The following is a 26,274-nucleotide window of genomic DNA, read 5'->3' on the forward strand; positions in this document are numbered from 1 at the left end:
TTGAAACGGAACGGTTATGCCAACAGAAAAAGAAACACTTTACATCGCCTTCTCCACCCAGAAGGGAGGGGCGGGCAAGACGACCCTGACGGTGCTGGCGGCCAGCTACCTGCACTACGTGAAAGGGCTGAACGTGGCGGTGGTGGACTGCGACTATCCGCAGCACAGCATCGCCGAAATGCGCAAGCGCGACTTGAAAACCGTCATGGAGGACGAACACTACAAGGCGATGGCCTACCGCCAACTGCAACGTATCGGCAAGAAGGCCTACCCGGTCGTCGAGGGCACGGCGGAGGATGCCGTGGAAAAGGCGGAAGGACTATTGGAGAAGCTGCCCGGCACGGACATCGTGTTCTTCGACCTGCCCGGCACGGTAAACAGCGGCGGCGTGCTGCGGACGCTGGCGAACATGGACTACATTTTCTCGCCCATCGCGGCAGACCGGGTGGTGATGGAAAGCACACTGCGTTTCGCCACCAAGCTGAAGGACACGCTAATGGACACGGGCAAGACGAACATCAAGGGGCTGTACCTGCTGTGGAACATGGTGGACGGGCGCGAGAAGTCGGAACTCTACAGGGTATATGAGGAAATCATCCGGGAGCTGGGGCTACAGGTGCTACAGACCTTCCTGCCCGACAGCAAGCGGTTCCGGCGCGAACTGACGGGGGAACACAAGGCGGTGTTCCGCTCGACGCTGTTCCCGGTGGACGGCACGCTCGCCAAGGGAAGCCACATCCGGGAGATAACGGAAGAGATACTCACCATTATCGGGAGGTAGCCATGGGGGAACGGAAGAAAATCAGCCTGACGGAACTGGACGAAAGCTCCATCGTCGCCTCGTTCAAGGAAGAACAGCCCGCTCTGGCCGTCCCTCCTACGGTGGAGCCGGAAACGCCCGTACCCCGCCAGACGGAACAGCCGGACATCAAGCCAGCCCATGAGAGCGAGTACCTCCGCCTGTTCATCCACGAGTCGCCCGTATGCGCCCGGCTGGGCAAGACCATCTACTTGCGCAAGGAGTTCCACGAGCGGATACAGCGCATCGTGCAGACCATCGGAGGCAACCGGGTATCGTTGTTCAGCTACGTGGACAATGTGTTAGAGAAGCATTTTGCCGACTGGCAGGGGGACATCGAACGCGAATACAAGCAACGGAATACGGGAATCTTTTAAAAAACAATCATCTATGACAACTTTTATCACGCTATGCGTCGCGGGCTACCTGCTCTGGACAGCCGCCTATCTCCTGTATGAGCGGCATGAACGCCGGAAAAGGCAGCGCGAAAGCGAGGAAACGCTGCCCCGGAAAGTAGCCGACGCGGAAGACATTTTGGGCAAAAGCACATTTTCCCTGTGCCACTCCACGCCACAAGTACCCGAGAAAACGGAAACCGTGAAACCGGAAGTCGAAGCGGATACTTTTGCAACGGAATCGGAACGATACCCCAAGGTAGTGTCCGCCGACGAGCTGGACGCGCTCTTTGCCGAAGGCGGGCTGGAACCCGTGGAGGGGCAGGACGAACCGATGGAATACCGGGACACGGAAGCCGGTGAGCCTCCGATAGACGAGGACGAGATGCTGGAAGGACATGCGCCGAAAGCGGCGGGACTCCGTTTCGAGGACATGGGGCTGGCGGTGCGCGTGGCGATGGATGACCGCACCGCCACCGAAGCAGAACGGCAGCAGGCCGGACGTGCACTTGCCGAACTCAAGGGCACGCCGATGTTCGACCAGCTCACCGCCGGGGATGCGGAACGGGAACGGCGCATCGCCTCGCTCATCGAGCTGCATCTGGCGGACTACCGCCGGATACGACAACCGGAGCCTCCCGCCGAGAGTATCGTACCCGGTGATTTTTCCATTGACGACATTGTTTAACAGCGGTCTATCCGCATAAAACCAACTTTTTATGAACACAACAAAGAGAATCTTTTTCATGGCGGCCTGCCTGATGGCAGCCGGTGCGCTCTACGCGCAAGGTAACGGACAAGCGGGCATCACGGAAGCCACGCAGATGGTCACCTCGTACTTCGACCCGGGAACGAAACTCGTCTATGCCATCGGTGCGGTGGTCGGCCTGATAGGAGGCATCAAGGTATATAACAAGTTCAGTTCGGGTGACCCGGATACGAGCAAGACCGCCGCCTCGTGGTTCGGGGCGTGCATCTTCCTGATAGTCGCCGCCACCATCCTGCGCTCGTTCTTCCTCTAATCCCTATACATAAATAATATATAGAATAGGATTATGGAATATGAACTGAACAAGGGCATCGGGCAGAGCGCGGAGTTCAAGGGGCTGAAGGCACAATACCTGTTCATCTTCGCCGGAGGACTGCTTGCCGTGTTCGTGGTGTTCATCGTGATGTACATGGCAGGAACAGGTCAATGGGTGTGCATCGCCTTTGGCGCGGTATCCGCATCGATACTGGTATGGCTCACATTCCGCCTGAACGCCAAGTACGGCGAGCACGGGCTGATGAAACGGCTCGCCAAACGGCAGCACCCGCGATACCTGATTAACCGGATTAGCGTCCGGAAGTTATTCACCCCAAAGAGAAGCCTATGAGAAATATATTGAAAGCCGCCACGTTGGAAAGCAAGTTCCCGCTGCTGGCCGTCGAGTCGGATTGCATCGTCTCGAAAGACGCGGACATCACCGTGGCCTTCGAAGTGGAGCTTCCCGAACTGTTCACGGTAACCTCTGCCGAATATGCCGCCATCCATGCGGCATGGTGCAAAGCGGTTAAGGTGCTGCCCGACTACACGGTGGTACACAAGCAGGACTGGTTCGTGAAGGAACACTACCGCAGCCGGACGGAGGGCGAAAAGCTCGGCTTCCTCTCGCGGAGCTATGAACTGCACTTCAACGAACGGCCTTTCCTGAACCACTGCTGCTACTTGTATCTGACCAAGACGACCAAGGAGCGGATGCGGATGCAGAGCAGCTTCTCGTCGTTGTGCCGGGGCTTTATCATCCCCAAGGAAGTGAACCGGGACACGGCGGCACGTTTTTTAGATGCCGCCGGGCAGTTCGCCCGCATTGTAAACGACACGGGACTGGTCAGACTGCGCCGTCTGTCGGGCGACGAGGTAACCGGCACGGAGGAAAAACCCGGCCTGCTGGAGAAATACCTCTGCCTGTCGCTGGAGGACACCGGCACGCTGGAGGACATCGAACTGGGCGACGAGGGGGTGCGCATCGGCGACAAACGGCTGTCGGTCTATACGCTCTCGGAACTGGATGCACTGCCGGGCCGGGTCGGTACGGACAGCCGCTATGAACGGCTCTCCACAGACCGGTCGGACTGCCGCCTCTCCTTCGCCAGCCCGGTGGGGCTGCTGCTCCCATGCAACCACATCTACAACCAGTACCTTTTCATCGACGACAGCGCGGAGAACCTGCAACGCTTCGAGAAGACGGCACGCAACATGCAGTCGCTCTCCCGTTACTCGCGGAGCAACCAAATCAACAAGGAATGGATAGACCTGTACCTGAACGACGCGCATTCCTATGGGCTGACCTCGGTGCGCTGCCATTGCAATGTCATCGCATGGACGGACAACCCGGACGAAGTGAAGGTCATCCGCAACGACACGGGCAGCCAGATTGCCGCAATGGAGTGCAAACCGCGCCACGACACGGTGGATGCCGCCACGCTCTATTGGGCGGGGATGCCGGGCAACGCCGCAGACTTCCCGGCGGAGGAATCATTCTATACCTTCATCGAGCAGGCCGTCTGCTTCTGGACGGAGGAAACGAACTACCGCAGTTCGCTTTCCCCTTTCGGGCTGAAGATGTCAGACCGCATCAGCGGCAAACCGCTGCACGTGGACATCTCCGACCTGCCGATGAAACGGGGCATCACCACCAACCGCAACAAGTTCGTGCTGGGCGGTTCGGGTAGTGGCAAGTCGTTCTTCATGAACCACCTTGTCCGCCAATATTACGAACAGGGCACGCACATCGTGCTGGTGGACACCGGAAACTCGTATGAGGGGCTTTGCTCGCTGATACACCAGAAAACCGGGGGCGAGGACGGCATCTACTTCACCTACACGGACGAGCACCCGATAGCCTTCAACCCGTTCTACACCGACGACCGGGTGTTCGACATCGAGAAGCGGGAGAGCATCAAGACGCTGCTGCTCACCTTGTGGAAGAAGGACAATGAACCGGCAACCCGCTCAGAGGAGGTGGCGCTGTCCAACGCCGTGTCGCTCTACATCGGGCGCATCAAGGCGGGGGAAGTGGAAGAACCCTCGTTCAACACCTTCTACGAGTTTGTGAAGTCGGAGTACCGACGGATACTGGAGGAAAAGCAGGTACGGGAGAAGGATTTTGACCTGGCGGGCTTCCTAAACGTGCTGGAACCCTATTATCGGGGCGGCGAGTATGACTTCCTGCTCAACTCGGACAAGCAGCTTGACCTGCTGACGAAACGCTTCATCGTCTTCGAAATCGACCAGATAAAGGACCATCCCATCCTGTTCCCCGTTACGACCATCATCATCATGGAGCTGTTCATCAACAAGATGCGCCGTCTGAAAGGAATCCGCAAGATGGTAGTCATCGAGGAAGCGTGGAAGGCCATCGCCTCGGCGAACATGGCGGACTACATCCGCTACCTCTACAAGACAGTCCGCAAGTTCTACGGGGAGGCGGTGGTGGTCACGCAGGAGGTGGAGGACATCATCTCCTCGCCGATTGTGAAGGAGAGCATCATCAACAACTCGGACTGCAAGATTCTCCTTGACCAGCGGAAATACCTGAACAAGTTCGACCAGATACAGACGCTGCTCGGGCTGACGGACAAGGAGAAGGGGCAGATTCTTTCGGTGAACATGTCCAACGACCCGACGCGCAAGTACAAGGAGGTGTGGTTCGGGCTGGGCGGCGTGCAGTCGGCGGTGTATGCGACGGAAACCTCATTGGAGGAATACCTCTGTTACACCACCGAAGAGAGCGAGAAAGTGGAGGTGCAGCGCATGGCGGAGAAGCTCGGCGGCAACATCGAGCTGGCCATCAAGCGGCTGGCAGAGGAGAAAAGGAACGCAAGGAAAGGATGAGCCTATGGAATATGCAACGTTGTTCCCGCTCGACCGCATCTGCGGGCGGTGGAAAAGCCGGGGCAAGTCGCCCCCAGTCAGGGTGTACCGCGAAGGGCGCACGTACCGCATCGCCCTTGCCTACCGCTGGGGAGCCGTGCTGACCGCCACGCTCTACCGGAACGGACAGGGAACGTGGGCGGAACTGCCCGAAAGGGTGCAGGTCGCCTATGACGAAGATAACGAGCGGCTCGTGCTCGCCTCGGAAGGGGTGTATGTACGGGACTGCAAGGAATACGAATATTGACAAGGACATTTTAATCATCAACGGACATGAAAAGAATACCAATAGCAATTTGCCTTACGGCCTTGCTCTGCACCGCCACGACGGTCCGGGCGCAATGGGTGACCTTTGACCCGTCGAACCTCGCGCAGAGCATCGTGAACACCACGCGGAACGTGATACAGACCACCACGACCGCCGAGAACATGGTGAAGAACTTTCAGGAAACGGTCAAGATTTACGAGCAGGGAAAGAAGTATTACGACGCGCTCAAGTCGGTGCATAACTTGGTGAAGGACGCGCGTAAGGTGCAACAGACCGTGCTGCTTGTGGGGGAAATATCGGACATCTACGTGAACTCGTTCCAGAAGATGCTTGCCGACGAGAACTACACGACGGACGAACTGGCCGCCATCGCCTCGGGCTACACGAAGATGCTGGAGGAAAGCAGCGGGATGCTCGACGAGCTGAAGACGGTCGTCACGCAGACCGGCCTTTCAATGACGGACAAGGAGCGCATGGACCTGATAGACCGCATCTACCGCGATGTGAAGAACCACCGCAACTTAGTCCGCTACTATACGAACCGCAACATCGGCGTGTCGTACCTCCGGGCAAAGGAGAAGAACGACACGCGGCGCGTGCTCGACCTGTACGGGACCGATAACCAAAGATACTGGTAGCCATGACGGGAGAAAGTACATTCGGCAACCTGCATGAAGTGCTGCGCAGCCTTTATGACGAGATGATGCCGCTCTGCTCGGACATCACGGGCGTGGCCACCGGGGTGGCGGCATTGGGCGCGTTGTTCTACGTGGCCTCACGGGTGTGGCAGGCGCTCTCACGTGCCGAGCCAATAGATGTGTATCCGCTGTTCCGTCCGTTTTGCATCGGGGCGTGCATCATGTTCTTCCCCACCTTCGTGTTGGGAACCATCAACGGCATCATGAGTCCCATCGTCACCGGCTGCCACGGCATCCTGCAAGGGCAGACGCTCGACATGGAGGAGTACGCCGAGAAGCGGGAGAAACTGGAATACGAGGCTTTGGTGCGTAACCCGGAAACGGCCTATCTGGTCAGCGACGAAGAATACGAGCGGCAGATTGAAGACTTGGGCTGGACACCGTCGGAACTGAAGACGATGGCGGGGATGGCCATCGAGCGCGGCAAGTATGAAATCAAGCAGACCATCAGCAACGCCTTCCGCAGTTTTCTGGAACTGCTCTTTCAGGCGGTGGGGCTGATACTGGACACGCTGAGGACATTCTTCCTTATCGTGCTCTCCATCTTGGGGCCGCTGGCATTCGCCATTTCGGTGTATGACGGTTTCCACAGCACGATGGTGCATTGGATATGCCAGTATATCAGCATCTACCTGTGGCTGCCCATCTCCGATTTGTTCAGTTCGGTGCTGGCACGCATCCAGACGCTGATGATTGAGAAGGACATCGCGGCATTGACCGACCCGAACTTCGTGCCGGACACGAACAACTCGGCCTACATCATCTTCATGCTCATCGCCATCGTGGGGTATTTCACCATCCCGACGGTATCGACATGGGTGATACAGGCGGCGGGCGCTGGCAACTACGGCAAGCAGGTGAACAACTCCGCCGTCAAGACCGGCAAAGTGGCGGCAGCGGCTACCGGGGCTGGTGCCGGGCATGTCGCGGGCAAGCTGCGGGGCAAATGATTCAACAATCAACAACAAGAATTAAAGAAAATGGAATTCAAGTCATTAAAGAACATCGAAACGAGCTTCCGGCAGATACGCACGATGGCAATAGCCTTCGTCGTGCTGTGCGCGTTGGTCACGGGCTACGCGCTGTGGAGTTCATACAGCTTCGCCGAGAAGCAGCGGGAGAAAATCTACGTGCTGGACAACGGCAAGTCGCTCATCCTCGCGCTCTCGCAAGACCTTTCCCAGAACCGTCCGGTCGAGGCGCGGGAACATGTCAGGCGGTTCCACGAACTGTTCTTCACACTCTCGCCCGACAAGGCGGCCATTGAGGGCAACATCCGCCGGGCATTGTACCTGTGTGACGAAAGTGCCTTCCGCTACTACAAGGACTGGGAAGAGAAGGGGTATTACAACCGAATCATCTCGGCGAACATCAACCAGACCGTGCGGGTGGACAGCGTGGCGTGCGACTTCGAGCGTTACCCCTATATCGTGACGACCTATGCCCGCCAGTCGCTCGTCAGGAGCAGCAACATCACCGAGCGCAGTCTTGTAACCCGCTGCCGCCTGCTGAACTCGGTGCGGTCGGACAACAATCCTCACGGTTTCACGATGGAGCAGTTCACCATTCTGGAGAACCGCGATTTACGGACCATAGAAAGGTAAAGGCGTATGGGAAAGACAAGAAAGTGGCTCCATTACATCCCTGACCGGATAAGCGACGGGATGCGCTGCGTGTGCGGGCGGATGTCGCCCGATGTGCGGCTCATCGTGGTGGTGGCGATGCTCGTGGGATTCAGCGCCCTCTCCATCTACATCACCGTGTCGTCGATATACAACATCGGCAAACGCCGGGGAGAGCAGATGAGAATAGAACGGATGCGGCAGTTGGAACTGCATCCGGGCATAAGTAAAGACAGTATCCATTTTAATCATGACAGGAAACATGAAAGAGAACAAAACGGAAAAACAGCCGGAAACGGCAAAGAAGAATGAACGCGGGCGGAAGGAGTCCCAACCGCTGACTCCCGAAGAAATCCGGAAACGGAGGAAGATGCTGGTCTATCCGCTGTTGTTCCTTGTCTTCGGCGTGGCGATGTGGCTGATATTCGCACCGTCGGACGAAGGGGAGAGCCTGCCCGACGGCTTCAACGTGGAAGTGCCCATGCCGGAGGAGAAGAACCTGCCTTCGGACAAGCGTGCCGCCTACGAGCAGCAGGACTTCGAGCGCAAGCAGCGGGAGAAGATGAGCACCCTGCAGGACTTGGCGGTGGCGGAGGATGATACGGACAGGGAGGCCGTGGAAGATGTGTTCCAGACCGAAGAAACTGCATCATCGGGCGGGTCGTCCATCCGCACCTCGGCGGATGCCTACCGGGACATCAACCGGCAGATTGGCAGCTTCTACGAGCAGCCGGAGCCGGAGGACGACCAGAAAACGCTGGAACTGGAATGGCGCATACAAGAGCTGGAACGCCGGGCGGAAGAGGAACGCAAGGCAAAGGAAACCGCCGACGAGCAGCTCCGCCTGATGGAGAAATCCTACGAGATGGCCTCGCGCTACCTGCCACAAGAGGGTGGCGGAGCGAAGTCCGTACCCGTAACGGAAACGAAGGGAAGGACGGTCAGCCCGGTCACGCAGGTGGCGGAGCAGGTCGTGTCGATGCTGGCACAACCGATGTCCGATGCCGAGTTCATGGAACGGTACAGCCGTCCCCACAACATGGGGTTCCACACGGTAACAGACCAAGCGCACACGGCAGGCAGGAACAGCATCCGTGCCTGCATCCGGCGCACGGTTACAGTAAGCGACGGCAAGGAGGCGGAAATCCGCCTGCTGGAACCGATTGACGTCGGGGGCATGTATATACCGGCCAACACCGTGCTGACCGCCACGGCACGCATCAACGGGGAGCGTATGGAACTGACCATCAGTACCATTGCCTATAAAGGGAGGGTCGTGCCGGTGGAACTGGAGGTATATGACATGGGCGGCATGAAAGGCATCTCGGTGCCGGGGTCGCAGGAACTGACCGCACTCAAGGAGATGGCGGCCAACATGGGTTCCACGATGGGCAGCAGCATCAACATCTCCACCGATGCCGGGGCGCAACTGGCCTCGGACTTGGGACGCGGTGCGATACAGGGGCTGTCGCAATACCTCGCCACGAAGTTCCGCACCGTCAAGGTAACGCTCAAGGCGAACCACGCGGTACTGCTCGTGGCCAAGAAATAATCTTATGTATCACTATTATTCACAAGGAAAAATGAAGAAAATTATGCTTATGGCGGCGTTCATCGCCGCAATGACCCAAGCCCATGCGCAAAAGGTCGTGGAAGAAACCGATTTGAAAGAAACGGAAAAAACGGCTGTCCCGACAACTGCCGATGATGGCGGGATGAAACGAAGTCCGTCCACCGGTGATTTGTTCGACGGGCTGACACGCCCGATAACCTTCGACCGGATGATACCCCCGTATGCGCTGGAGGTTACGTTTTACAAGACCGTGCATATCATCTTCCCCGCCACTATCAAATACGTGGACTTGGGTTCCGCCGACATCATCGCGGGCAAGGCGGACGGCTCGGAAAACGTGCTCCGAGTGAAGGCCGCCTTGCGCGACTTCTCCCGCGAAACCAATCTGGCGGTGATTACCGAGGATGGAAGCTACTATACCTTCAACGTGAAGTATGCCGACGAGCCGACCAAGCTGAACATCGAGATGAAGGACTTCCTGCACGACGGAGAGGCGGTGAACCGCCCGAACAACTCGCAGGAGGTTTATCTGAAGGAGTTGGGCAGCGAATCGCCGCTGTTGGTGCGGCTCATCATGAAGTCCATCCACAAGGACGACAAGCGGCTGGTGAAGCACATCGGCTGCAAACGCTTCGGCATCCAGTACATCCTGAAGGGCATCTACACGCACAACGGGCTGCTTTATTTCCATACGGAACTGAAGAACTCCTCCAACGTGCCGTTCACGGTGGACTTCGTGTCGTTCAAGGTGGTGGACCGGAAAGTGGCGAAGCGCACCGCCATCCAAGAGCAGGTGATTGTACCGCTGCGTGCCTATAACTACGTGACGGAGATTGGCGGCAAGAGCCGGGAGCGCACGGTGTTCACTCTGCCCAAATTCACCCTGCCGGACGACAAGCAACTGGTGGTGGAAATAAACGAGCAGAACGGCGGGAGGCATCAGCAGTTCACGGTCACCAATGCCGAACTGGTGCGTGCCCGTGTCATCAACGAATTGAAGGTGAAGTAAGATGAAACGGACGGTGTTTATTCTAATCAGCATGGCGCTGTGCCTTGTCCTTGCAGACAAGGTGCAGGCGCAACGCTGTCTGCCGGGCATGAAAGGGCTGCGGCTGACGGCTGGCATGGCGGACGGCTTCCATTCGGCAAGCCGGCGCAATGAATTGGGCTACCACTTCGGGCTGTCAATGGACTCGTACACGAAAGGGTGTAGCAAGTGGGTGTTCGGCGCAGAGTACCTGCAAAAGTACCACCCGTACAAGGACACGCGCCTGCCGCTGTCGCAGTTCACGGCGGAAGGGGGATACTACTACAACTTCCTCTCGGACGCGAACAAGGTGTTCCTCTGCTACGTGGGCGGCTCGGCGATGGCGGGTTATGAAACGGTGAATTGGGGCGAGAGCCTGCTCCATGACGGGGCACGCATCACGGACGGCGACGCTTTCGTCTATGGCGGCGCGGTATCGCTGGAGATAGAAACCTACCTCACCAACCGGACAGTACTGCTCCTCCATGCGCGTGAACGCTGCCTGTGGGGTGGCGGTACGGGAAATTTCCACTTCCAGTTCGGGGTGGGACTGAAATTCATATTGGACTAATAAATCATCAAGAAAATGAAACGAATGACTGAACTGATTTTTACCGCCGGTTTCGCATTGGTTGCCGCCGTGCTGCTTTGCGCCTGTTCCGACAAGCTGGACATCCAGCAGGTGTATGAGTTCGATTTGGCAACCCTGCCGGTACAGAGTACCATCGTGGAAGGCGGGGAAGCCGAAATACGCTGCCAGTTGGTACGCAGCGGGCGGTACGAGGAAACGGAGTATTTCATCCGCTATTTCCAGCCTACGGGCAAAGGGGAACTTCGTCTGGAGGACGGCACGGTGCTGCTGCCCAACGACCTCTACCCGTTGCCGGACGAAACCTTCCGGCTCTATTACAAGTCGCTCTGCACAGACCAGCAGACGATTGACATCTACATTGTGGATTCATTTAACCAAATTGTAACCAAAAGTTTCTCGTTCAATAACGAAACAGAGGAAGAAGGAGGCGATGATGGAGCTGAACCGGATTTACCATACTGATGCCTTGTCGGGATTGCGGATGCTTCCGGACGGGTCGGTGGACTGCATCGTGACTTCACCACCTTACTGGCAGATGCGCGATTACGGCATTGCCCCCTTGTGGTGGGCTGCGGACGAAAGGTGCAGCCACCAGCCCGACGAGAGCGGATATTGCGCCCGTTGCGGGGGATGGCAAGGACAGTTGGGGCAGGAACCGGTGCGCGAGGAATTCATCGCGCATCTGGTTTCCGTGTTCCGGGAATGCCGCAGGGTTTTGAAAAAAACGGGCACGCTGTGGGTGAACCTCGGCGATTCATACAGCAAGCCGTACAAATACAACGCACGCCAAGCCCCGGAATGGTACGCTTCCAACTGGAAGAACGACCATTGCCTGATTGACATGCGTGTGGACAAGAAACGGCATCGGGTGCTTTCCAAGTCCCTATGCAACATTCCGGGCCGGTTTGCCGATGAAATGATACTGGACGGATGGATACTCCGGAACGAGATTATCTGGTACAAGCCCACTTGCGTGCCTTCTCCCGTGACAGACCGGTTCACGGTGGATTTCGAGAAAATGTTCTTCTTTGTCAAGCACCCGCGTTACCGGTTTAACCGGCAGTATGAGCCTTATGCCGCATCCACCTTTGAGAGATACCGCCATCCGATGACTTCCAATGGGAAATGCGGCGAGTTCCAACGGATAGCCGGTACGCCTAAAGGGATGATGAAAGTAAATCCTAACGGGCGCAACATGCGTTGTGTCTGGCGTATCGCTTTTGAACAGAACAAGCAGAAGCACTATGCCATGTTCCCGACAAAGTTAGTGGAAGTGCCCATATTGGCAGGCTCGCCCGAAGGCGGCATCGTACTTGACCCGTTCATGGGAGCCGGAACGACAGCAGCCGTTGCAAAACGGCTGGGACGAAGTTTCATCGGCTTTGATATGAACCGGGAATATGTGGATATAGCCAACAGGCGGTGTAATCTTTAATCCTGTACCGTATATGCTTATGGAATATTTCATTATTGCTCATCTGGCATTGGTGACCATTACAGCCAGCCTTATTGTCCGGTCAATCCGCCATGCGCCGACGGACATCGAACTTTGGGGAGAAGAAACGGACTGACTTCCTTTATCTCCTATAAGATATAGAAAAGGTCAGGGCTTTTATCGGCTCTGACCTTTTCCTGTTCCATGCTTGTTCCGGTTATCGGATTTGCAGGCTGTCAATGGGCAAGTATCGTTCCAGCCATTCCCTTACGTGCTTCATATTGTGTTCGGAAGTGATGACTGCCGTATAGTCGTTTATCGGGGTGAAGCGTGTGGATTCGTAAGTATCGACCCATTCTTTCAGCGTGGAAACTCCCCATGTGTCGGTGTCCTCAAACATGCCGTCCAAAACCCGGATGGGTTCGCTGAAAGTGATTATCAGCGTGTCATAACTGTCATTCATCGCTGTGCCTCCTTCCTTTTGCCGATAACCATCCATTGCACTTGCGGCGGCATTCCTCCAAAGTCGGAGCCACACAGGAGAACAGTTCTCCATCGTATGCCCTGTAATCGTACTGCACCAGCGTGCGTTTTCTTCTTCCGATGCCGGTCTGGAACTTCTCGAACTGTTCCGAACCTGCCTTCCGGCAGGTCGAAACTCCGTTTTCCGTCATTCTTGTAGTCATAATGCAATCTGCTAAAATTCAACAATCAACAATCGGTTTTCCATGCACCTTGCCGGGTCTGACGCCATCCTCTGCGTGAGCCACAGATGGTGGCTGCCATATCCGAAGGAAAAGAAGCGGTTGAACTCCTTGCTCCGGGCGAACACTTCCATCAGTCCGCGAAGTTCCTGCTCGTCCTTTGTGAGCGTCACGGAGTTGATGAACTTAATCAACGTATCGGGTATGCGTTCATCCCACCCGAAAATCATGCTTTCAATCTTTACGTCCATAATCATTTGGTGTTATATGTGTGAATAATCAGAATAGACTTAACTGCTGCGGAGCGGTATAGCGGCGCTTTACCTCCTGTAATCCGGCTTTCAGCCTGCGGATATACTTCGGGTTGTAGTTCCCCCTGTCTGTCAGGGAGCGGCGTTCCGCATCATTATAGATTCTTTCCAACTGGCGGATGCCGCTCGCTACCGCTTCCTTGTAATCGGCAATGGGTTCCTCCCATACCGAAGGGTGGCTGCCGCCTCCTGCCGTGCCGGTACACCAGCCCACCGTAACGACATACGTGCCGTTCACGGACTGGCCGATGTGTATTACATTGGAATTGTCCAGCCGGATTTCTTCCACGATGGGCAACATGCCGCTTATCCACCCGTATTCGTTAAACTGCCTGTCCACATAGCCGAAAATGAGCCTGCGTTCGTAGGTGTTCACATTCAGTACGATGTGATGCACGCTTTCACCGAAGCTCTCGAAATAGGCGGTCTGTTCCGCATCTTCCCGGCGGAGTGCCTGAACATAGCGGTGAATGATGTGCCGCTCACGCTTGCAAGCATGGTAGTCTGTCAAAGCCTGCAATTTTTCTTCTCTCGTCATTTGGGATATTTTCTTGTCCATAACTGTAATTTTTTAGATGGTTGCTTTCAGTATTACCACGTGGTATTGGGGATTGACTTCCCACAACAGGTATTCAATGAACAGCTTGCGTGCGTCCTTCTCCAATTCCTTGAACAGCCGGGTAAAGGTGCTGTGGTTGCCGTTGATGTAGGTCTCCACCATGTACTCGAAAATGTTCTCCACTTCATAATATTTGCACTGCTGTGCGATAGTCTTGCTGTACCGTTTCATAATGATTCCATTTATAGAGATTAACGATTTTCTTACCTGCTTCGATAGCTTTCTTTACCGTATAGTATGTGCCGCCATAGGGTTGTCCGTCCCAATAGGCGAGCATGATTGCCGCATGTTTCACCAGAAAGTCGTTGCGCCGGTGGAAACAGCCCTTGTGATAGCTTTCTGAAAGGACAACCGTCTTGTCCACTTCTTCCAACAGGCTGATGTAAAGCCTCTTGTTCATGTCGGAATAGCGTGCGGACTGCTCCCGGAACGGGATGGCAGCTACCAGCCGAATGTCGGTCAATTCGTTTCTTGCCGCCAAGACCGCCTTGGCGAAAACCAAATCGCCGCCTTCCGCCATGCCGGAGAAGAAATTACGGCATCCCGAAGCATACAGGCTTTTGATTTCCGTTACCATGCCTGCAAAAAGGGTGAGCATGGGTTGGCTTATCCTGCCGGAGCGGTGTCCGGTAAACGACACGTTTTTTGAGATGTCTGTTGTTTCCATGATGATGTGAGTTTAGAGTGTTAATACCCAGACCATGAAAGCGACAAGCGAAACAAATGCCAACAGGAACACAAGGCAGACCCACAGGAAACGTACTACACCCGCAAGGAAGTTCCACACCAGCCACAACCCGACGAACCACACCAGCAGGGAGCCACCGTACAGGGATGTGCAGAATGCCGCAAGGAAGAACCTCACCGTCACGCCCAAGAATTTATGCAGAGGCAGATTGGGAAGCGACTTATTTCCATTTGTTTCTCTTGTTGCTTTCATAATCACGACATTTTTTTTATGCATTGACGAGTTGGGTGAGCTGACTTATTTCGTAAGCGGGGCAAAGGACAGGGTTTTGCAGAATCAAATTTTTTCGGCAGAATACTACCTGAGCCTGCGAAGCGTGGAGATTGTGCCTAAAAAATTTGATTAGTCCGTCAAAACCCGAAATTACCTTTGCGCACGTAATAAGTCAGCTCATCCAACCTTTCAATAGCACATTGTGGAGTGATGGGGAATGAAAGCGGCAAGGGAAACATACCGTAGGGACATTGATTTCTTTCCGCAATGGATTTTCCGAAGGAGGTTTTTAAGGATGGCAATGGATTATTGGCGTTATTTTCTTACCTTTGTGCCAGCGGTGCAAATAGCATCGTGGTAATGTTGTTCATTTACTGACGTTCGGAAATCGCCAATTTCAAAAACACAAAGGTAAATGAACCGGGTAGGTTATACCTTGACGTAACCTGCCGGTTCACTTTGTGTTGGGTTATTTGGCGATACCTCGAACGTGGTGGCCGGCAGCGTTACGTCATTTGTTAATACCCGAAAGATATGGAATTACAAGCTACCGCCCTGAAGGGCATCGTCCGTTCTTCCGATGAAGGACTTTTCTACCTGTTTCCCATTCAAGATGTGTCCACCTTGCAGCAGACAAAGGCGCATCTGACTTGTGCCATCGATGTATTGAGCCATCCGGAGGAAAGCTCGACGGAACAACGGCTGGAGGCCGTGCGCACGTTGAACAGCCTCGTGGCGGCATTGAGCGTACATGATGGCGACCATTACGAAGCAATGGATTCTGCCCTCTGAAAAGCGGCAACGCATATTAACGGGCGGGACAGACAATCGTAAAAGCCTACCTTGGCGGCAAAACCGGGCAAGGAAAAGTGGCGTATGGGATATGGTGTGATGATTTGGTTCATCACGCTTGACCATGCGGCATGTTTCTACGGTTTTGCGTAGGCGGCAAGGGTATTTCCATTCCCAACGGGAACGGGGATATGCTTGCCGACGGAAATGACGGGCTTTTACATTCCGCAGCATGGGTCGGGGATTGGAATATTGTATTCTTTGCATTTATCCCAAGCCTGCAAAGTCGCCCAACCCGTTTCCGTGAGTTGCCCAACTCGTTTTGCTGAGTTGCCCAACTCAGCACTTTGGGTTGCCCGACTTGCGGAAATGTCGAAACCAAGGGTGTGTCTTTTTATTCTTTCCCCATTTTCACCGTCCGTCCCAAGAATAATCCGGTAACGGAATTGGCTCCAAGCTGCATCAACCTGCGTTTCATCTGCGTGAAGTTCTCGCCGGTGGACACGATGTCGTCCACAAGAAAGACATCGCGTCCTTGAAAATAGACGGGGTGGAAAATGAGGTTGGAGAGCTTATCAAGACCATGAGTGCCTTTCATCTGCTCACGGTCTTCCCTTATCCATGTGGCACGGAAGCCGTCGGTGATTTTCAGGCGACGCGAAAGAAGGCTGCAAAACCGGGCGAAACGGGCGGCGTTGCGCTCACGGGTAGCCGCCGGGATGGGGATAAGTACGGCATTGGCCGCCTTTTCCTTGTAGAAAGGCATACGGGCGATGCAAAGGGAGAAGATTTTGGCGACGAGAGCTGCCTGCTGTCCTTCCTTGAAGCGGAAAACCAAGTTGCTGGTTTTACGGTCTTCCACAGCGATGCCCTTGCAGCGCGTGGGGTAATAATCGTGGATGTAGAAGCACAATGCGCCGTCGATGCGCATCTTGCCCTTGAAACGGGTGTTGTAGGGGAAGAACCGGCGCACGAAATCGCTGTCGAAGGTGAAATGAAGGATGTCGCGCCAAAGGGAGAGCGTGGCCTCATCCTGCACGCGATAGACCTCGCCGTCGATGCTCTCCTTGTCGGCCAGACCGATGCCGATGCTCAGGCGGTCGTTGAAAGCGTCCTTCGATACGATGTACCAGTCGAAGGACTCGCATATCCGCACGATGTCGCACTCCCGGCTGCATAGGAAATAGAACGTGTTGTCGGGTTTTTGGATTATCAGGAACTCGCCGGGCATCTCGGAGAGGGTGAAGTAATTGCCCACTTGGGCTTCGGGTACTTCACTAAGAGGGACGGATATGTGGAGGTCTTCTATCATCTTTGGGGCTTTTTCTGCCCAAAGATAAGGGTTTGGAGGATACAAAACGAGCCTTGCCCGGTTTATTTCACGGACAAGCCCCGTTTTTGTGGGATTTCAGTTTTCAGGCTTCGTTACTCTCCTTCAATCGGCAGCGTTCCTCCTTCGCCTTTTTCTTTGCTTCCTTCTTCGCCTCCAGTTCGTTCAGGATTTGCTTCAAAGGCTTCACTGCATCGGGACGTTCTTTCTTGAAGTGTTTGAAATAGATGTCCTCGATGAATTGGGGTAAAGGGGCTTTCCATGTTTCCTGCCGATGGTTGTCTATCTTGCCTAACTTATCGGAATTGAGACCGAGTTCACGCGCCATCTGTACGTGGGTGTCGGACAGCCGATGTTTTTTCTGCGCCGTTATCCACTTTTCTATCTGCGATTTGTTTGTAGCCATATTTCCTGTTACTTAATTGTATGAAATGAATGTCTGGTTGTCCGAAGCGTTGAACACGACAAGGACTTCGGGCTGCTTCTCCTTCAGCCGCTTGTACTCGCACAGGGAGTTCAGCACCCATTCGCGGAACAGCTTCGTACAATAGGTGTTGATGCGGAAGCTGAGGAAAATGACGGCCTCCAGATTATAGTAGGTAACGTATCGCTTATCCTGCTTCTCCGTGATGGTTGCCTCGCTCTCGTTCAGGATGCGCGACTTGAAGATGGAGCGCATATTGGCGTCTATCGTCTGGATGAACACTCCGAACAGGCGGGCAAGCTCATGTTTGGTGAGCCATACGTTGCCGTTCTCCAGCCTGACGCTGACTGTGGGGTGGCGGTTGATGTCCTCCAGCCCGGTGATGGTGATGTTTCCTCTGTGTAGCATAGGGGGTATCGTTTTTATTTGGTGGGACAATATACGGATTTATTGGTTGTCATGATGTATTGCGCCGCAATTTTTTCAAACGGGGTGCAGTTACGCGCCACTCTGTCCATTTCGCGCTTGATGATGCGGTCGGTAACATAAGCATGGCGGCCGCGCAGGTCGAACCGCCCTAACATGCGGCATACCGTACCGGTGGATATGCCGTTTTTTGTCGTTATCGTATCCTTGAACGTATGGTAAGCCAGATACATGGTCATGTTCTTTTCGATGCCGCAGAGTTCCGCAATCTCTTTCAGATAGACATTCAGCCGTTGGTTGCTGGGGACGGGCAACAGTTCATCCGTTCCGGCAAACCGGACTTTGTACTTCTCCAATATCATTTGTGGAACAGGCAGCAGGGGAATGTGGATGAAAGCGTCGGTCTGCTCCCTTACCATGAAAATCCACTTCTGCCCGTACTTGTTGTGGAAATTCTCTTTACGGAGGGATTTCAGGTTCTGGTAATGCAGGCCTGTAAAGCTCGAAAAGATGAAAAGGTCACGCACCTGTTCCAAACGCGGTGTGTCAAACGTGGCTTTCATCAGTCTGCTCAATTCCTTTTCGTTCAGACTCACCGCCGTTTGTCTGGCTCTAAGCTGTCTTTCTATCGTTCTCATATTTGTCCTCCTTTCTATAATGCGTTCATGGATACATGCAGCCTGTCGGAAAGGGCTTCCATCTCGCTGCCGCTTTTCTGGTTGATTACCTTCGCGTAGATTTGCGTAGTGCGAATATTAGTATGTCCCAACATTTTTGATACGGATTCTATTGATACTCCGTTAGTTAGCGTAACGGTTGTGGCGAACGTGTGTCTTGCGAGGTGATAGGTCAGGTTCTTCCTAATTCCGCAAATATCAGCGAGTTCCTTCAGATATGCGTTCATCTTCTGATTGCTCGGCATGGGCAGGGCGCGGTGGTCGGGCTGTTTACCCTTGTACTTTTGCAGGATGCGCAGGGGAATGTCCAACAGGCGCACGTTGATGGGCACACCGGTCTTATGGCGCTTGGAGATAATCCAATAGTTGCCGTCCAGATACTTCTGGATATGTTCGTCTTTGAGCAGATATACGTCTATGTACGCCAACCCCGTCCAACAGGAAAATACAAAGACGTCGCGCACCCGTTGCAGGCGTTCCACTTCAATCTCCTTGTCCATAATGCTCTGGAGTTCGTCCATTGTCAGAAAGCCTTTGTCCACCTGAACGAAGGTGATGGGCTGCGTGAATGGGTTGAACTGGATAAGACCGGCGTTCCTTGCGCGGGTAACGGCTTTCTTGAACAGTTGCATCATCTTCGAGGTGGCGTTGTGGCCGACCTTCTTGTCCACACGCAGGAAGTTGCGGAAGCCGTTGATAAATTCCTCGTTGATTTCCGTCAATGGAATGTCTTTATACTTTTCTTTCCTGAACCTGAACTGAATGTATTCTTCCATACGGCGGTATGTCAGGTCGTATTTCTTGTAGGTGTTCTGTGAGAGCGACGTGCCCACTTCCTTCCGCTTTTCCTCGTTCATCTTCTTGAACACGGTCAGCAACGTGTTGGCTTTCGTTTCAATGCCCAGATAGATGTTCTTCAGCTTCAGCGGTGAAGGGTAGCGGTTGTTTTCGATTTCCTTTTCGTAGATGCGGGTAATGTCGGTCTTGATTTTCTCTATCTGCGTGCGCAAATACACCGCCGTCGCACTACGACCGACTACGCCACCGTCCTTCCACATCTTCTTATCCACCATTAACTGTGAGTTGAACTGTACCTGTTCGCTGTCAATGGTGATGCGAACCATGATAGGATATTGCTTGTCCTTTCCTTGTTCCCTTTTCCTTGCGTAACAAAGTACGCTGAATGTGTTCCGTTTCATGCGCTTTTAAGTTTTTTGTTGCAAAAATACTGTTTGACAATCACTTGACGCAATCCACAGGCGGACACTTGGCGGCTATGAAACAGACATTTGAGGGTCATTGTCGTGTATCCTCATGAAATGAATCGTAAACGTGCCGGTTGTTTCCTTTTTCTGCTCAGGATTTTAGGTTACGGCGTGTCGATAAAATTGAATGTAAACAACGACAAATCAACGACATATCTACGAAGTCGTAACCAAAATTCCCGTTTTTTTTCTTGGTTACGATTTGGTTACTCGATTTGTCCAATTTTCGACTTCCAACGGGGTATTCATCTGTCGTGGTATAACAAAAAAATATCCCCAAAGTTACTGACTTTGAGGATATTGTCTTCGACTTTCTTGTTTCAGTCTTTTTTCGTAAGCGGTGCGTACGGGACTCGAACCCGTGACCCCATGCGTGACAGGCATGTATTCTAACCAACTGAACTAACGCACCATTTTGTTTTTCTTTCGTTGCTACCTCTCTCGATTGCGATGCAAAGGTACAATGTTTTTTGTAATTTCCAAACTTTTAGGAGATGTTTTTTAGAAAAAAGTTAAAAAGCTTTTGAGTATCAGAATAAAAAGCTATATTAGTAGATAAAAAGAAATGTAATATGGATATGCGCATTTTTCAGGTACACTCAAATAAGGCGCTTCCACATGTAGGAAGTATTCTTATTGCTTCTCCGCTATTGTATGATTATCATTTTGCACGTTCCGTTGTTTTGATGGTGACACATAACATAGAAGGAAGTATGGGTATTGTGATGAATAAAAATTTCAGATACCTTATTGCACTGAACCAGTTAGTGCCGAAATTGGCAGCTGTGCCTGCTATCCCGATATTTAAAGGAGGACCTGTTGATCGTGATACGATTTTCTTTTTGCATGTGCTTGGCCATTTAAAAGGTGCTTTAGACTTAGGAAACGGGCTTTATCTGAATGGTGATTTCTCGGCGGTGATACAATATATCTTGAATGGAAATCCGGTAGAGGGGTTTATCCGTTTTTTTGCTGGTTATGCGGGTTGGGAACATGAACAGTTGGAAAAAGAAATAGATGATGATTCGTGGATGGTAGGTGAGGGAACTAAAACTCATCTGTTGGATGAAGATTATCATAATCTTTGGTTCAATAGTATGAATGAGCTTGGGAAGCCTTATAGTTTATGGGCTACTTATCCTCAATATCCGTCTTGTAACTGAAGAAAAGGATGGACCCGATTCTGCTAAAATAATGATATAGGGTCATTCGCTGTAAGATTATTAATCTTACACCAGACGAAGTTATCTGCGTTGGGAGAAGCGGTGAACGGAATGGAGGCAGCATGCTGGAACTGTGACATCAACAAAATGCACAAATTCATACCGCGCATAGTATAACTGGAATGGCTTATGAAGTATATCTTTGTTTTGAAGGTATATCAAAAGGTATATCAATTGGAGGGAATACGGAGATTTCATAAGATAAAATCTGTCTTAAAACATAGTTTAGTAACACTGGCTAAAACATTGCATTTCTCGACATTAATTCCTAATTTGCACCCCATTAAGTAAGAGATATGAAAAGCATATCCTTTTGTTGTTTATTAAAATCTTGAATACCATGAAAGTATATCAGACTAACGAAATTAAAAACATTGCGTTGCTTGGCAACGATGGATCAGGTAAAACCACTCTCACAGAAGCGTTGCTCTATGAGAGTGGGGTTATAAAACGTCGCGGAAGAATTACTGCTAAAAATACAGTTAGTGACTATTTCCCGGTAGAACAGGAATATGGATATTCTGTTTTTTCTACTGTTTATCATGTAGAGTGGAATGGCAAGAAGTTGAATATTATTGATTGTCCGGGAAGTGACGACTTTGTTGGTGCCGCCATTACGGCCCTAAATGTAACTGATACGGCTGTTTTGTTGTTGAATGGTCAATGTGGACCAGAGGTCGGTACGCAGAACCATTTCCGTTATACGGAAAAATTGGGTAAACCTGTCATATTTTTAGTTAATCAGTTGGATAGTGAAAAATGTGATTTTGATCGTGTGCTGGAGCAATTGAAGGAAAATTATGGTTCCAAGGTGGTGCCAGTGCAATATCCTATCAGTACAGGTCCCGATTTTAATTCGTTGATTGATGTACTTTTAATGAAAAAATATTCTTGGAAACCGGAAGGCGGTGAGCCGACGATTGAAGAAATTCCTGCTGAAGAAATGGAAAAGGCTCAGGCATGGCATAAAATATTGGTAGAAGCTGCAGCTGAACATGATGAGACTTTGATGGAGAAATTTTTTGAGTCGGATTCCCTTACCGAGGATGAAATGCGTGAAGGTATCCGTAAGGGGCTGATTGCACGAGGAATGTTCCCTGTATTTTGTGTTTGTGCAGGGAAAGATATGGGCGTTCGTCGTTTGATGGAGTTTTTAGGCAATGTGGTTCCTTTTGTAGATGAAATGCCGGTGGTTCATAATACACGTGGAGTGCCTGTTCCCCCCGATGCAAATGGCGCTACTTCATTGTATTTTTTCAAGACGGCTGTAGAGCCGCATATTGGTGATGTACAATATTTTAAGGTAATGAGTGGCGTGGTGCATGAAGGCGATGACTTGACTAATGCTGACCGTGGCTCGAAAGAACGTATGGCACAGTTGTATGTATGTGCCGGCTCGATACGTGAAAAAGTGGAAGAACTTCGTGCCGGTGATATTGGCTGTACGGTAAAACTGAAAGATGTAAAGACCGGAAATACATTGAATGGTAAAGACTGTGACAATCGTTTCAACTTTATCAAATATCCCAATCCGAAGTATACTCGTGCCATTAAACCGGTGAATGAGGCGGATATGGAAAAGATGATGTCAATTTTAAACCGTATGCGTGAAGAAGACCCGACATGGGTTATCGAACAGTCGAAAGAATTGAGGCAGATTTTAGTTCATGGCCAAGGGGAATTTCATTTGCGTACGTTAAAATGGCGTTTGGAGAATAATGAAAAATTGCCTGTACAGTTTATTGAGGCTAAAATTCCTTATCGGGAGACTATTACGAAGGCAGCACGTGCCGATTATCGTCACAAGAAGCAATCGGGTGGGGCAGGACAGTTCGGTGAAGTGCATCTGATTGTGGAGCCTTATTATGAAGGAATGCCTGCTCCAGACGTCTATAGGTTTAACGGCCAGGAATTTAAGGTTACAGTAAAAGGAACTGAAACCATTGATTTGGAATGGGGCGGAAAGTTGGTATTTATTAATAGTGTGGTAGGTGGTGCTATTGATGCCCGTTTTATGCCTGCTATATTAAAAGGTATTATGAGCCGTATGGAACAAGGACCGTTGACTGGGTCATACGCCCGGGATGTGCGGGTTATTGTTTATGATGGTAAAATGCATCCGGTCGATTCAAATGAAATTTCTTTTATGCTGGCAGGGCGTCATGCTTTCAGTGAGGCGTTTAAGAATGCAGGTCCCAAAATATTGGAGCCTATTTATGATGTGGAAGTGTTCTGTCCGAGTGATAAGTTAGGTGATGTAATGAGCGATATGCAAGGTCGTCGGGGCATGATTATGGGTATGAGTAGTGAGAAAGGCTACGAAAAACTGGCTGCCAAAGTACCTTTGAAAGAAATGTCTAATTATTCTACTGCATTGAGCTCGTTGACAGGAGGACGCGCCTCATTCATTATGAAGTTTGCAAGTTATGAGTTGGTTCCAGCTGATGTTCAGACGAAATTGATGAAAGAATTCGAAGAACAGGAAAAGGATGAAATGTAAGTAGCTTATTGTTTTCATACATTAAAAGGTCGTATTTCTTAAAATACGGCCTTTTTTTGTTTAACTAAGCTTAAACTATTAGGGATATTTATTTGTTATTGATTTAAAATTTTATTAATTTTGCAACTGAGTAAGTGCTGATTGCTTCTGAAGTGCTTGTTTTGATATGTTAAATGGAATTTTCAGTTAATATAAGAGAATCTCGGATTAAAACATGTTAAGCAAGGTGTATTGTAACAGGTAGCGGTTTAATTTTGCCCTCATGAAAAAGTCAACTATTTGGATATTAGGAATCGTTATGGGATTGTCTTTTCTCAGTTTGCTGTATTTGCAGGTAAGCTATATAGAAGAGATGGTCAAGATGCGTAAGGAGCAGTTCGAAGAAAATGTAGGACGAAGCCTTGCTCAGGCAGTTCATAATTTGGAATTGGTAGAAACGAAAAAGTATTTGGAAAAAGATGTGGCTGCAACAGAACGTGCGGCACGTATTTCCGATCAGTTTCGTCAACAGACATTGGCTAAGGATAGTGACCGGGATGTGGTAGAACATCGCCGTTATACGGTGACTTCACCTGATGGGAGCACTTTCTCCAGTTTTGAATGGAAAACGATTATTAATCGTCCCTCCAGTGTGCCTAAGGTGATTATTTCGACCGGAAAGAATATTCCGCAGACTTCTCGAAACCTGCAGGAAATATTAAAGGAACGTTATGTTTACCAGCGTGCATTGTTGGACGAGGTGATTTACAATATTTTATATACGGCCAGTGACAAGCCGCTGAAGGAACGGATTAACTTTAAACAGCTGGATTATTATTTGAACTCAGAACTGAAAAACAATGGGGTAGATATACCTTATCATTTTACAGTAACTGATCGGGATGGGAAAGAAGTGTACCGGTGTTCAGATTATGAATATGATAATGAAAAAATCTATTCCCGTTTGCTTTTTGAAAAAGATCCACCTGCTAAGATGGGATTTGTAAATGTATTTTTCCCGACAATGGATAATTACATTTTCAGTTCGGTGCGGTTTATGATACCTTCTATCATATTTACGCTGGTATTGCTGGTGACATTTATATTTACCATATACATTATTTTCCGTCAAAAGAAACTTACCGAAATCAAAAACGATTTTATTAATAACATGACGCATGAGTTCAAAACTCCGATTTCGACTATTTCTTTGGCTGCGCAAATGTTGAATGATCCGGCGGTAGGTAAATCTCCTGCAATGTTTAAACACATATCGGGAGTTATCAATGATGAGACAAAACGCTTGCGTTTTCAGGTGGAAAAGGTGTTGCAGATGTCTATGTTCGAGCGTCAGAAAGCAACATTAAAGAAGAAAGAAGTGGATGCCAATGAATTGATATACAATGTTACGAATACTTTCCGGTTGAAAGTGGAGAATTGTAACGGCGCGTTGGATGTTGCTTTGGATGCAGATGATCCGTTTATCTATGTAGACGAGATGCATTTTACGAATGTGATTTTTAACTTGCTTGACAATGCGTTAAAGTATAAGAAACCGGATGTCAATATCCATCTGAAAGTCCGTACGTGGAATGAGTCTGGTAAGCTTCATATATCTATTGAAGATAATGGCATTGGCATAAAGAAGGAAAACCTGAAAAAAATATTTGAGAAGTTCTACCGGGTTCATACCGGCAATTTGCATGATGTGAAGGGCTTTGGTTTGGGCTTGGCCTATGTGAAAAAGATCATTACAGATCACAAAGGTACGATTCGTGCCGAAAGTGAACTGAATGTGGGTACTAAATTTATTATTGTATTACCTTTATTTAAAGATGAATAAAATGGACGAGAAATTACGTATTTTGTTGTGCGAAGATGATGAGAATCTTGGCATGTTGTTAAGAGAATATTTACAGGCTAAAGGATATTCTGCCGAATTATTTCCGGATGGTGAAGCCGGTTATAAAGCTTTCTTGAAGAATAAGTATGATTTGTGTGTATTGGATGTTATGATGCCGAAGAAGGACGGCTTTACGCTAGCTCAGGAAATCCGGCAGGCAAATGCGGAAATTCCTATTATCTTCCTTACAGCAAAGACTTTGAAAGAAGATATTCTGGAAGGTTTTAAGATTGGTGCCGATGACTATATTACAAAACCGTTCAGTATGGAGGAATTGACGTTCCGTATCGAAGCTATCTTGCGTCGTGTGCGTGGTAAACGTAACAAAGAAAGCAATATGTACAAGATAGGCCGTTTTACTTTTGATACTCAAAAACAGATACTGTCTATAGGCGATAAGCAGACCAAGCTTACTACAAAGGAATCGGAATTGTTAGGACTGTTATGCGCACATGCCAACGAAATTCTTCAGCGTGATTTTGCCTTGAAAACCATTTGGATTGATGACAATTATTTCAATGCTCGCAGTATGGATGTGTATATCACCAAGTTGCGTAAGCATTTGAAAGAAGATGATTCGATAGAAATTATTAATATTCACGGAAAGGGATATAAGCTCATTACTCCCGAACAGGATTGATGTCTTTTATTGACAAGGTTCTTGGGACGCGGATTGGCATAGGGTGTATGTGTCTTTGGATGCAATTCTATGTCAATCCCACCGTCAAGTTAGAAGTGCAACTCCTCCACCGCCTTCCTCCGTCCTTGGAGCGTAGCGGAAAGGGCGGAGGAAGGCGGTGGAAGCCGGGCTTCGGGTCATCCGGCAATACAAAAT

General features: G+C 50.7%; 34 protein-coding genes and 1 tRNA gene. 22 read left to right on the top strand and 13 right to left on the bottom strand.

All coding sequences use genetic code 11. The features are described from left to right. Nucleotides 1–16 precede the first annotated feature (16 nt). From B5F25_RS13865 to B5F25_RS13940, 16 genes are read left to right on the top strand one after another with little or no spacing between them, the layout of a single operon-like run. Nucleotides 17–781: a ParA family protein gene (locus B5F25_RS13865; protein WP_072545369.1), complete on the top strand. Its 765-nt coding sequence runs from the start codon at nt 17–19 to the stop codon at nt 779–781. Nucleotides 782–783: 2 nt separating this feature from the next. Beyond that, complete coding sequence (locus B5F25_RS13870) at nt 784–1,176, top strand: DUF3408 domain-containing protein (protein WP_087250209.1); 393 nt, start codon at nt 784–786, stop codon at nt 1,174–1,176. Continuing rightward, nucleotides 1,115–1,882: a conjugal transfer protein gene (locus tag B5F25_RS13875; RefSeq protein ID WP_241148415.1), complete on the top strand. Its 768-nt coding sequence runs from the start codon at nt 1,115–1,117 to the stop codon at nt 1,880–1,882. The genes B5F25_RS13870 and B5F25_RS13875 overlap by 62 nt, the downstream gene beginning before the upstream one ends. A gap of 31 nt (nt 1,883–1,913) precedes the next feature. Continuing rightward, nucleotides 1,914–2,216 (top strand): DUF4134 domain-containing protein, encoded by a 303-nt coding sequence (locus tag B5F25_RS13880; protein WP_071150628.1) that lies wholly within the window; start codon nt 1,914–1,916, stop codon nt 2,214–2,216. Between the two features lie 33 nt (nt 2,217–2,249). Further along, nucleotides 2,250–2,570: a DUF4133 domain-containing protein gene (locus B5F25_RS13885; protein WP_071150627.1), complete on the top strand. Its 321-nt coding sequence runs from the start codon at nt 2,250–2,252 to the stop codon at nt 2,568–2,570. Further along, nucleotides 2,567–5,071, top strand: coding sequence for a TraG family conjugative transposon ATPase (locus tag B5F25_RS13890; RefSeq protein WP_087250214.1), 2,505 nt, complete (start codon nt 2,567–2,569; stop codon nt 5,069–5,071). Before B5F25_RS13885 ends, B5F25_RS13890 begins: the two co-directional genes overlap by 4 nt. 4 nt (nt 5,072–5,075) lie before the next feature. Then, a complete protein-coding gene (locus B5F25_RS13895; RefSeq protein ID WP_087210234.1) occupies nt 5,076–5,357 on the top strand; it encodes a DUF3876 domain-containing protein in 282 nt (93 codons plus the stop codon). A gap of 26 nt (nt 5,358–5,383) precedes the next feature. Then, nucleotides 5,384–6,016, top strand: coding sequence for a DUF4141 domain-containing protein (locus B5F25_RS13900; protein WP_071150624.1), 633 nt, complete (start codon nt 5,384–5,386; stop codon nt 6,014–6,016). A 2-nt stretch (nt 6,017–6,018) separates the two neighbouring features. After that, a complete protein-coding gene (gene traJ / locus B5F25_RS13905; protein ID WP_072545362.1) occupies nt 6,019–7,026 on the top strand; it encodes a conjugative transposon protein TraJ in 1,008 nt (335 codons plus the stop codon). A 30-nt stretch (nt 7,027–7,056) separates the two neighbouring features. Then, nucleotides 7,057–7,680, top strand: a complete 624-nt coding sequence (gene traK / locus B5F25_RS13910) for a conjugative transposon protein TraK (RefSeq protein ID WP_072545361.1) — start codon at nt 7,057–7,059, stop codon at nt 7,678–7,680. 6 nt (nt 7,681–7,686) lie between these two features. Then, on the top strand, nt 7,687–8,010 hold the full coding sequence (locus B5F25_RS13915) for a TraL conjugative transposon family protein (protein WP_087250216.1): 324 nt from the start codon (nt 7,687–7,689) through the stop codon (nt 8,008–8,010). Continuing rightward, nucleotides 7,949–9,250 (top strand): conjugative transposon protein TraM, encoded by a 1,302-nt coding sequence (gene traM / locus B5F25_RS13920; protein WP_162612727.1) that lies wholly within the window; start codon nt 7,949–7,951, stop codon nt 9,248–9,250. The genes B5F25_RS13915 and traM overlap by 62 nt, the downstream gene beginning before the upstream one ends. A gap of 31 nt (nt 9,251–9,281) precedes the next feature. Next, nucleotides 9,282–10,280, top strand: a complete 999-nt coding sequence (traN, locus tag B5F25_RS13925; protein WP_087250244.1) for a conjugative transposon protein TraN — start codon at nt 9,282–9,284, stop codon at nt 10,278–10,280. Between the two features lies 1 nt (nt 10,281). After that, complete coding sequence (locus tag B5F25_RS13930) at nt 10,282–10,869, top strand: conjugal transfer protein TraO (RefSeq protein WP_087250220.1); 588 nt, start codon at nt 10,282–10,284, stop codon at nt 10,867–10,869. A 15-nt stretch (nt 10,870–10,884) separates the two neighbouring features. Next, nucleotides 10,885–11,352, top strand: a complete 468-nt coding sequence (locus tag B5F25_RS13935; RefSeq protein ID WP_162612728.1) for a DUF3872 domain-containing protein — start codon at nt 10,885–10,887, stop codon at nt 11,350–11,352. Then, entirely contained in the window at nt 11,321–12,325 is a 1,005-nt protein-coding gene (locus B5F25_RS13940) for a site-specific DNA-methyltransferase (protein WP_204247022.1), read from the top strand. The genes B5F25_RS13935 and B5F25_RS13940 overlap by 32 nt, the downstream gene beginning before the upstream one ends. A gap of 217 nt (nt 12,326–12,542) precedes the next feature. On the opposite strand, the gene B5F25_RS13945 is transcribed toward B5F25_RS13940, so the two are convergent. From B5F25_RS13945 to B5F25_RS13975, 7 genes are read right to left on the bottom strand one after another with little or no spacing between them, the layout of a single operon-like run. Continuing rightward, nucleotides 12,543–12,788, bottom strand: coding sequence for a hypothetical protein (locus B5F25_RS13945; protein ID WP_087250224.1), 246 nt, complete (start codon nt 12,786–12,788; stop codon nt 12,543–12,545). After that, nucleotides 12,781–13,011, bottom strand: a complete 231-nt coding sequence (locus B5F25_RS13950) for a DUF3873 domain-containing protein (RefSeq protein ID WP_087250225.1) — start codon at nt 13,009–13,011, stop codon at nt 12,781–12,783. Before B5F25_RS13950 ends, B5F25_RS13945 begins: the two co-directional genes overlap by 8 nt. Nucleotides 13,012–13,022: 11 nt before the next feature. After that, nucleotides 13,023–13,280, bottom strand: a complete 258-nt coding sequence (locus B5F25_RS13955; RefSeq protein ID WP_087210254.1) for a hypothetical protein — start codon at nt 13,278–13,280, stop codon at nt 13,023–13,025. 28 nt (nt 13,281–13,308) lie between these two features. Further along, nucleotides 13,309–13,899, bottom strand: a complete 591-nt coding sequence (locus tag B5F25_RS13960; RefSeq protein WP_162612730.1) for a hypothetical protein — start codon at nt 13,897–13,899, stop codon at nt 13,309–13,311. 12 nt (nt 13,900–13,911) lie between these two features. After that, the gene (locus tag B5F25_RS13965; RefSeq protein ID WP_087250227.1) at nt 13,912–14,130 is read right to left on the bottom strand and encodes a hypothetical protein; all 219 of its coding nucleotides are present in this window, start codon (nt 14,128–14,130) and stop codon (nt 13,912–13,914) included. Continuing rightward, the gene (locus B5F25_RS13970; protein WP_140406948.1) at nt 14,084–14,626 is read right to left on the bottom strand and encodes an SLOG family protein; all 543 of its coding nucleotides are present in this window, start codon (nt 14,624–14,626) and stop codon (nt 14,084–14,086) included. The genes B5F25_RS13965 and B5F25_RS13970 overlap by 47 nt, the downstream gene beginning before the upstream one ends. A gap of 12 nt (nt 14,627–14,638) precedes the next feature. Then, nucleotides 14,639–14,899 carry a hypothetical protein gene (locus tag B5F25_RS13975; RefSeq protein ID WP_164496648.1) on the bottom strand — a complete coding sequence of 87 codons (261 nt, stop codon included), beginning with the start codon at nt 14,897–14,899 and terminating at the stop codon, nt 14,639–14,641. A 555-nt stretch (nt 14,900–15,454) separates the two neighbouring features. On the opposite strand from B5F25_RS13975, the gene B5F25_RS13980 reads away from it, so the two are divergent. After that, nucleotides 15,455–15,712, top strand: a complete 258-nt coding sequence (locus tag B5F25_RS13980; protein ID WP_087250230.1) for a hypothetical protein — start codon at nt 15,455–15,457, stop codon at nt 15,710–15,712. A gap of 131 nt (nt 15,713–15,843) precedes the next feature. After that, nucleotides 15,844–16,041 carry a hypothetical protein gene (locus B5F25_RS21265; RefSeq protein ID WP_140406949.1) on the top strand — a complete coding sequence of 66 codons (198 nt, stop codon included), beginning with the start codon at nt 15,844–15,846 and terminating at the stop codon, nt 16,039–16,041. A 65-nt stretch (nt 16,042–16,106) separates the two neighbouring features. Here B5F25_RS21265 and B5F25_RS13985 read toward each other — a convergent pair whose 3' ends face one another. The 6 genes from B5F25_RS13985 to B5F25_RS14010 all read right to left on the bottom strand — a co-directional run bounded on the left by B5F25_RS13985 (nt 16,107) and on the right by B5F25_RS14010 (nt 20,246). Then, entirely contained in the window at nt 16,107–17,024 is a 918-nt protein-coding gene (locus B5F25_RS13985) for a ribonucleotide-diphosphate reductase subunit beta (RefSeq protein WP_087250231.1), read from the bottom strand. Nucleotides 17,025–17,127: 103 nt separating this feature from the next. Beyond that, nucleotides 17,128–17,448, bottom strand: a complete 321-nt coding sequence (locus tag B5F25_RS13990; protein ID WP_087250233.1) for a hypothetical protein — start codon at nt 17,446–17,448, stop codon at nt 17,128–17,130. Between the two features lie 12 nt (nt 17,449–17,460). Continuing rightward, on the bottom strand, nt 17,461–17,874 hold the full coding sequence (locus tag B5F25_RS13995) for a hypothetical protein (RefSeq protein WP_072545351.1): 414 nt from the start codon (nt 17,872–17,874) through the stop codon (nt 17,461–17,463). A 14-nt stretch (nt 17,875–17,888) separates the two neighbouring features. Continuing rightward, nucleotides 17,889–18,530, bottom strand: a complete 642-nt coding sequence (locus B5F25_RS14000) for a site-specific integrase (RefSeq protein ID WP_117616275.1) — start codon at nt 18,528–18,530, stop codon at nt 17,889–17,891. Nucleotides 18,531–18,544: 14 nt separating this feature from the next. Next, nucleotides 18,545–19,768 (bottom strand): site-specific integrase, encoded by a 1,224-nt coding sequence (locus B5F25_RS14005; protein WP_072545349.1) that lies wholly within the window; start codon nt 19,766–19,768, stop codon nt 18,545–18,547. Nucleotides 19,769–20,172: 404 nt separating this feature from the next. Next, nucleotides 20,173–20,246, bottom strand: a tRNA-Asp gene (locus B5F25_RS14010). Nucleotides 20,247–20,406: 160 nt separating this feature from the next. Between B5F25_RS14010 and B5F25_RS14015 the strand changes: the two genes are divergently transcribed. From B5F25_RS14015 to B5F25_RS14030, 4 genes are all read left to right on the top strand, one after another. Beyond that, the gene (locus B5F25_RS14015) at nt 20,407–20,997 is read left to right on the top strand and encodes a YqgE/AlgH family protein (protein ID WP_022039860.1); all 591 of its coding nucleotides are present in this window, start codon (nt 20,407–20,409) and stop codon (nt 20,995–20,997) included. A 400-nt stretch (nt 20,998–21,397) separates the two neighbouring features. Continuing rightward, nucleotides 21,398–23,557, top strand: a complete 2,160-nt coding sequence (locus tag B5F25_RS14020) for an elongation factor G (protein ID WP_087250249.1) — start codon at nt 21,398–21,400, stop codon at nt 23,555–23,557. Between the two features lie 262 nt (nt 23,558–23,819). After that, nucleotides 23,820–25,379: a HAMP domain-containing sensor histidine kinase gene (locus B5F25_RS14025; RefSeq protein WP_087213062.1), complete on the top strand. Its 1,560-nt coding sequence runs from the start codon at nt 23,820–23,822 to the stop codon at nt 25,377–25,379. A gap of 1 nt (nt 25,380) precedes the next feature. Continuing rightward, a complete protein-coding gene (locus tag B5F25_RS14030) occupies nt 25,381–26,079 on the top strand; it encodes a response regulator transcription factor (RefSeq protein ID WP_022039812.1) in 699 nt (232 codons plus the stop codon). The last annotated feature ends 195 nt before the right edge of the window (nt 26,080–26,274 follow it).

Origin of the sequence: Bacteroides sp. An19 (genome assembly GCF_002160215.1) — a bacterium.
Taxonomy (GTDB): Bacteria; Bacteroidota; Bacteroidia; order Bacteroidales; family Bacteroidaceae; genus Phocaeicola; species Phocaeicola intestinalis.

Coding starts and splice junctions, on each gene's coding strand:
- B5F25_RS13880 (WP_071150628.1), top strand. CDS start 1,914: ATGAACACAACAAAGAGAATCTTTTTCATGGCGGCCTGCCTGATGGCA.
- B5F25_RS21265 (WP_140406949.1), top strand. CDS start 15,844: ATGTTTCTACGGTTTTGCGTAGGCGGCAAGGGTATTTCCATTCCCAAC.
- B5F25_RS13960 (WP_162612730.1), bottom strand. CDS start 13,899: ATGGACAAGAAAATATCCCAAATGACGAGAGAAGAAAAATTGCAGGCT.
- traM (WP_162612727.1), top strand. CDS start 7,949: ATGACAGGAAACATGAAAGAGAACAAAACGGAAAAACAGCCGGAAACG.
- B5F25_RS13950 (WP_087250225.1), bottom strand. CDS start 13,011: ATGACTACAAGAATGACGGAAAACGGAGTTTCGACCTGCCGGAAGGCA.
- B5F25_RS13890 (WP_087250214.1), top strand. CDS start 2,567: ATGAGAAATATATTGAAAGCCGCCACGTTGGAAAGCAAGTTCCCGCTG.
- B5F25_RS14000 (WP_117616275.1), bottom strand. CDS start 18,530: ATGAGAACGATAGAAAGACAGCTTAGAGCCAGACAAACGGCGGTGAGT.
- B5F25_RS14015 (WP_022039860.1), top strand. CDS start 20,407: ATGGATATGCGCATTTTTCAGGTACACTCAAATAAGGCGCTTCCACAT.
- B5F25_RS14020 (WP_087250249.1), top strand. CDS start 21,398: ATGAAAGTATATCAGACTAACGAAATTAAAAACATTGCGTTGCTTGGC.
- B5F25_RS13935 (WP_162612728.1), top strand. CDS start 10,885: ATGAAACGAATGACTGAACTGATTTTTACCGCCGGTTTCGCATTGGTT.
- B5F25_RS13900 (WP_071150624.1), top strand. CDS start 5,384: ATGAAAAGAATACCAATAGCAATTTGCCTTACGGCCTTGCTCTGCACC.
- B5F25_RS13955 (WP_087210254.1), bottom strand. CDS start 13,280: ATGGACGTAAAGATTGAAAGCATGATTTTCGGGTGGGATGAACGCATA.
- B5F25_RS14005 (WP_072545349.1), bottom strand. CDS start 19,768: ATGAAACGGAACACATTCAGCGTACTTTGTTACGCAAGGAAAAGGGAA.
- B5F25_RS13965 (WP_087250227.1), bottom strand. CDS start 14,130: ATGAAACGGTACAGCAAGACTATCGCACAGCAGTGCAAATATTATGAA.
- B5F25_RS13995 (WP_072545351.1), bottom strand. CDS start 17,874: ATGCTACACAGAGGAAACATCACCATCACCGGGCTGGAGGACATCAAC.
- B5F25_RS13940 (WP_204247022.1), top strand. CDS start 11,321: ATGATGGAGCTGAACCGGATTTACCATACTGATGCCTTGTCGGGATTG.
- B5F25_RS14030 (WP_022039812.1), top strand. CDS start 25,381: ATGGACGAGAAATTACGTATTTTGTTGTGCGAAGATGATGAGAATCTT.
- B5F25_RS13895 (WP_087210234.1), top strand. CDS start 5,076: ATGGAATATGCAACGTTGTTCCCGCTCGACCGCATCTGCGGGCGGTGG.
- B5F25_RS13980 (WP_087250230.1), top strand. CDS start 15,455: ATGGAATTACAAGCTACCGCCCTGAAGGGCATCGTCCGTTCTTCCGAT.
- B5F25_RS13930 (WP_087250220.1), top strand. CDS start 10,282: ATGAAACGGACGGTGTTTATTCTAATCAGCATGGCGCTGTGCCTTGTC.
- B5F25_RS13915 (WP_087250216.1), top strand. CDS start 7,687: ATGGGAAAGACAAGAAAGTGGCTCCATTACATCCCTGACCGGATAAGC.
- traK (WP_072545361.1), top strand. CDS start 7,057: ATGGAATTCAAGTCATTAAAGAACATCGAAACGAGCTTCCGGCAGATA.
- B5F25_RS13885 (WP_071150627.1), top strand. CDS start 2,250: ATGGAATATGAACTGAACAAGGGCATCGGGCAGAGCGCGGAGTTCAAG.
- traN (WP_087250244.1), top strand. CDS start 9,282: ATGAAGAAAATTATGCTTATGGCGGCGTTCATCGCCGCAATGACCCAA.
- B5F25_RS14025 (WP_087213062.1), top strand. CDS start 23,820: ATGAAAAAGTCAACTATTTGGATATTAGGAATCGTTATGGGATTGTCT.
- B5F25_RS13990 (WP_087250233.1), bottom strand. CDS start 17,448: ATGGCTACAAACAAATCGCAGATAGAAAAGTGGATAACGGCGCAGAAA.
- B5F25_RS13985 (WP_087250231.1), bottom strand. CDS start 17,024: ATGATAGAAGACCTCCACATATCCGTCCCTCTTAGTGAAGTACCCGAA.
- B5F25_RS13975 (WP_164496648.1), bottom strand. CDS start 14,899: ATGAAAGCAACAAGAGAAACAAATGGAAATAAGTCGCTTCCCAATCTG.
- B5F25_RS13870 (WP_087250209.1), top strand. CDS start 784: ATGGGGGAACGGAAGAAAATCAGCCTGACGGAACTGGACGAAAGCTCC.
- B5F25_RS13865 (WP_072545369.1), top strand. CDS start 17: ATGCCAACAGAAAAAGAAACACTTTACATCGCCTTCTCCACCCAGAAG.
- B5F25_RS13970 (WP_140406948.1), bottom strand. CDS start 14,626: ATGGAAACAACAGACATCTCAAAAAACGTGTCGTTTACCGGACACCGC.
- traJ (WP_072545362.1), top strand. CDS start 6,019: ATGACGGGAGAAAGTACATTCGGCAACCTGCATGAAGTGCTGCGCAGC.
- B5F25_RS13945 (WP_087250224.1), bottom strand. CDS start 12,788: ATGAATGACAGTTATGACACGCTGATAATCACTTTCAGCGAACCCATC.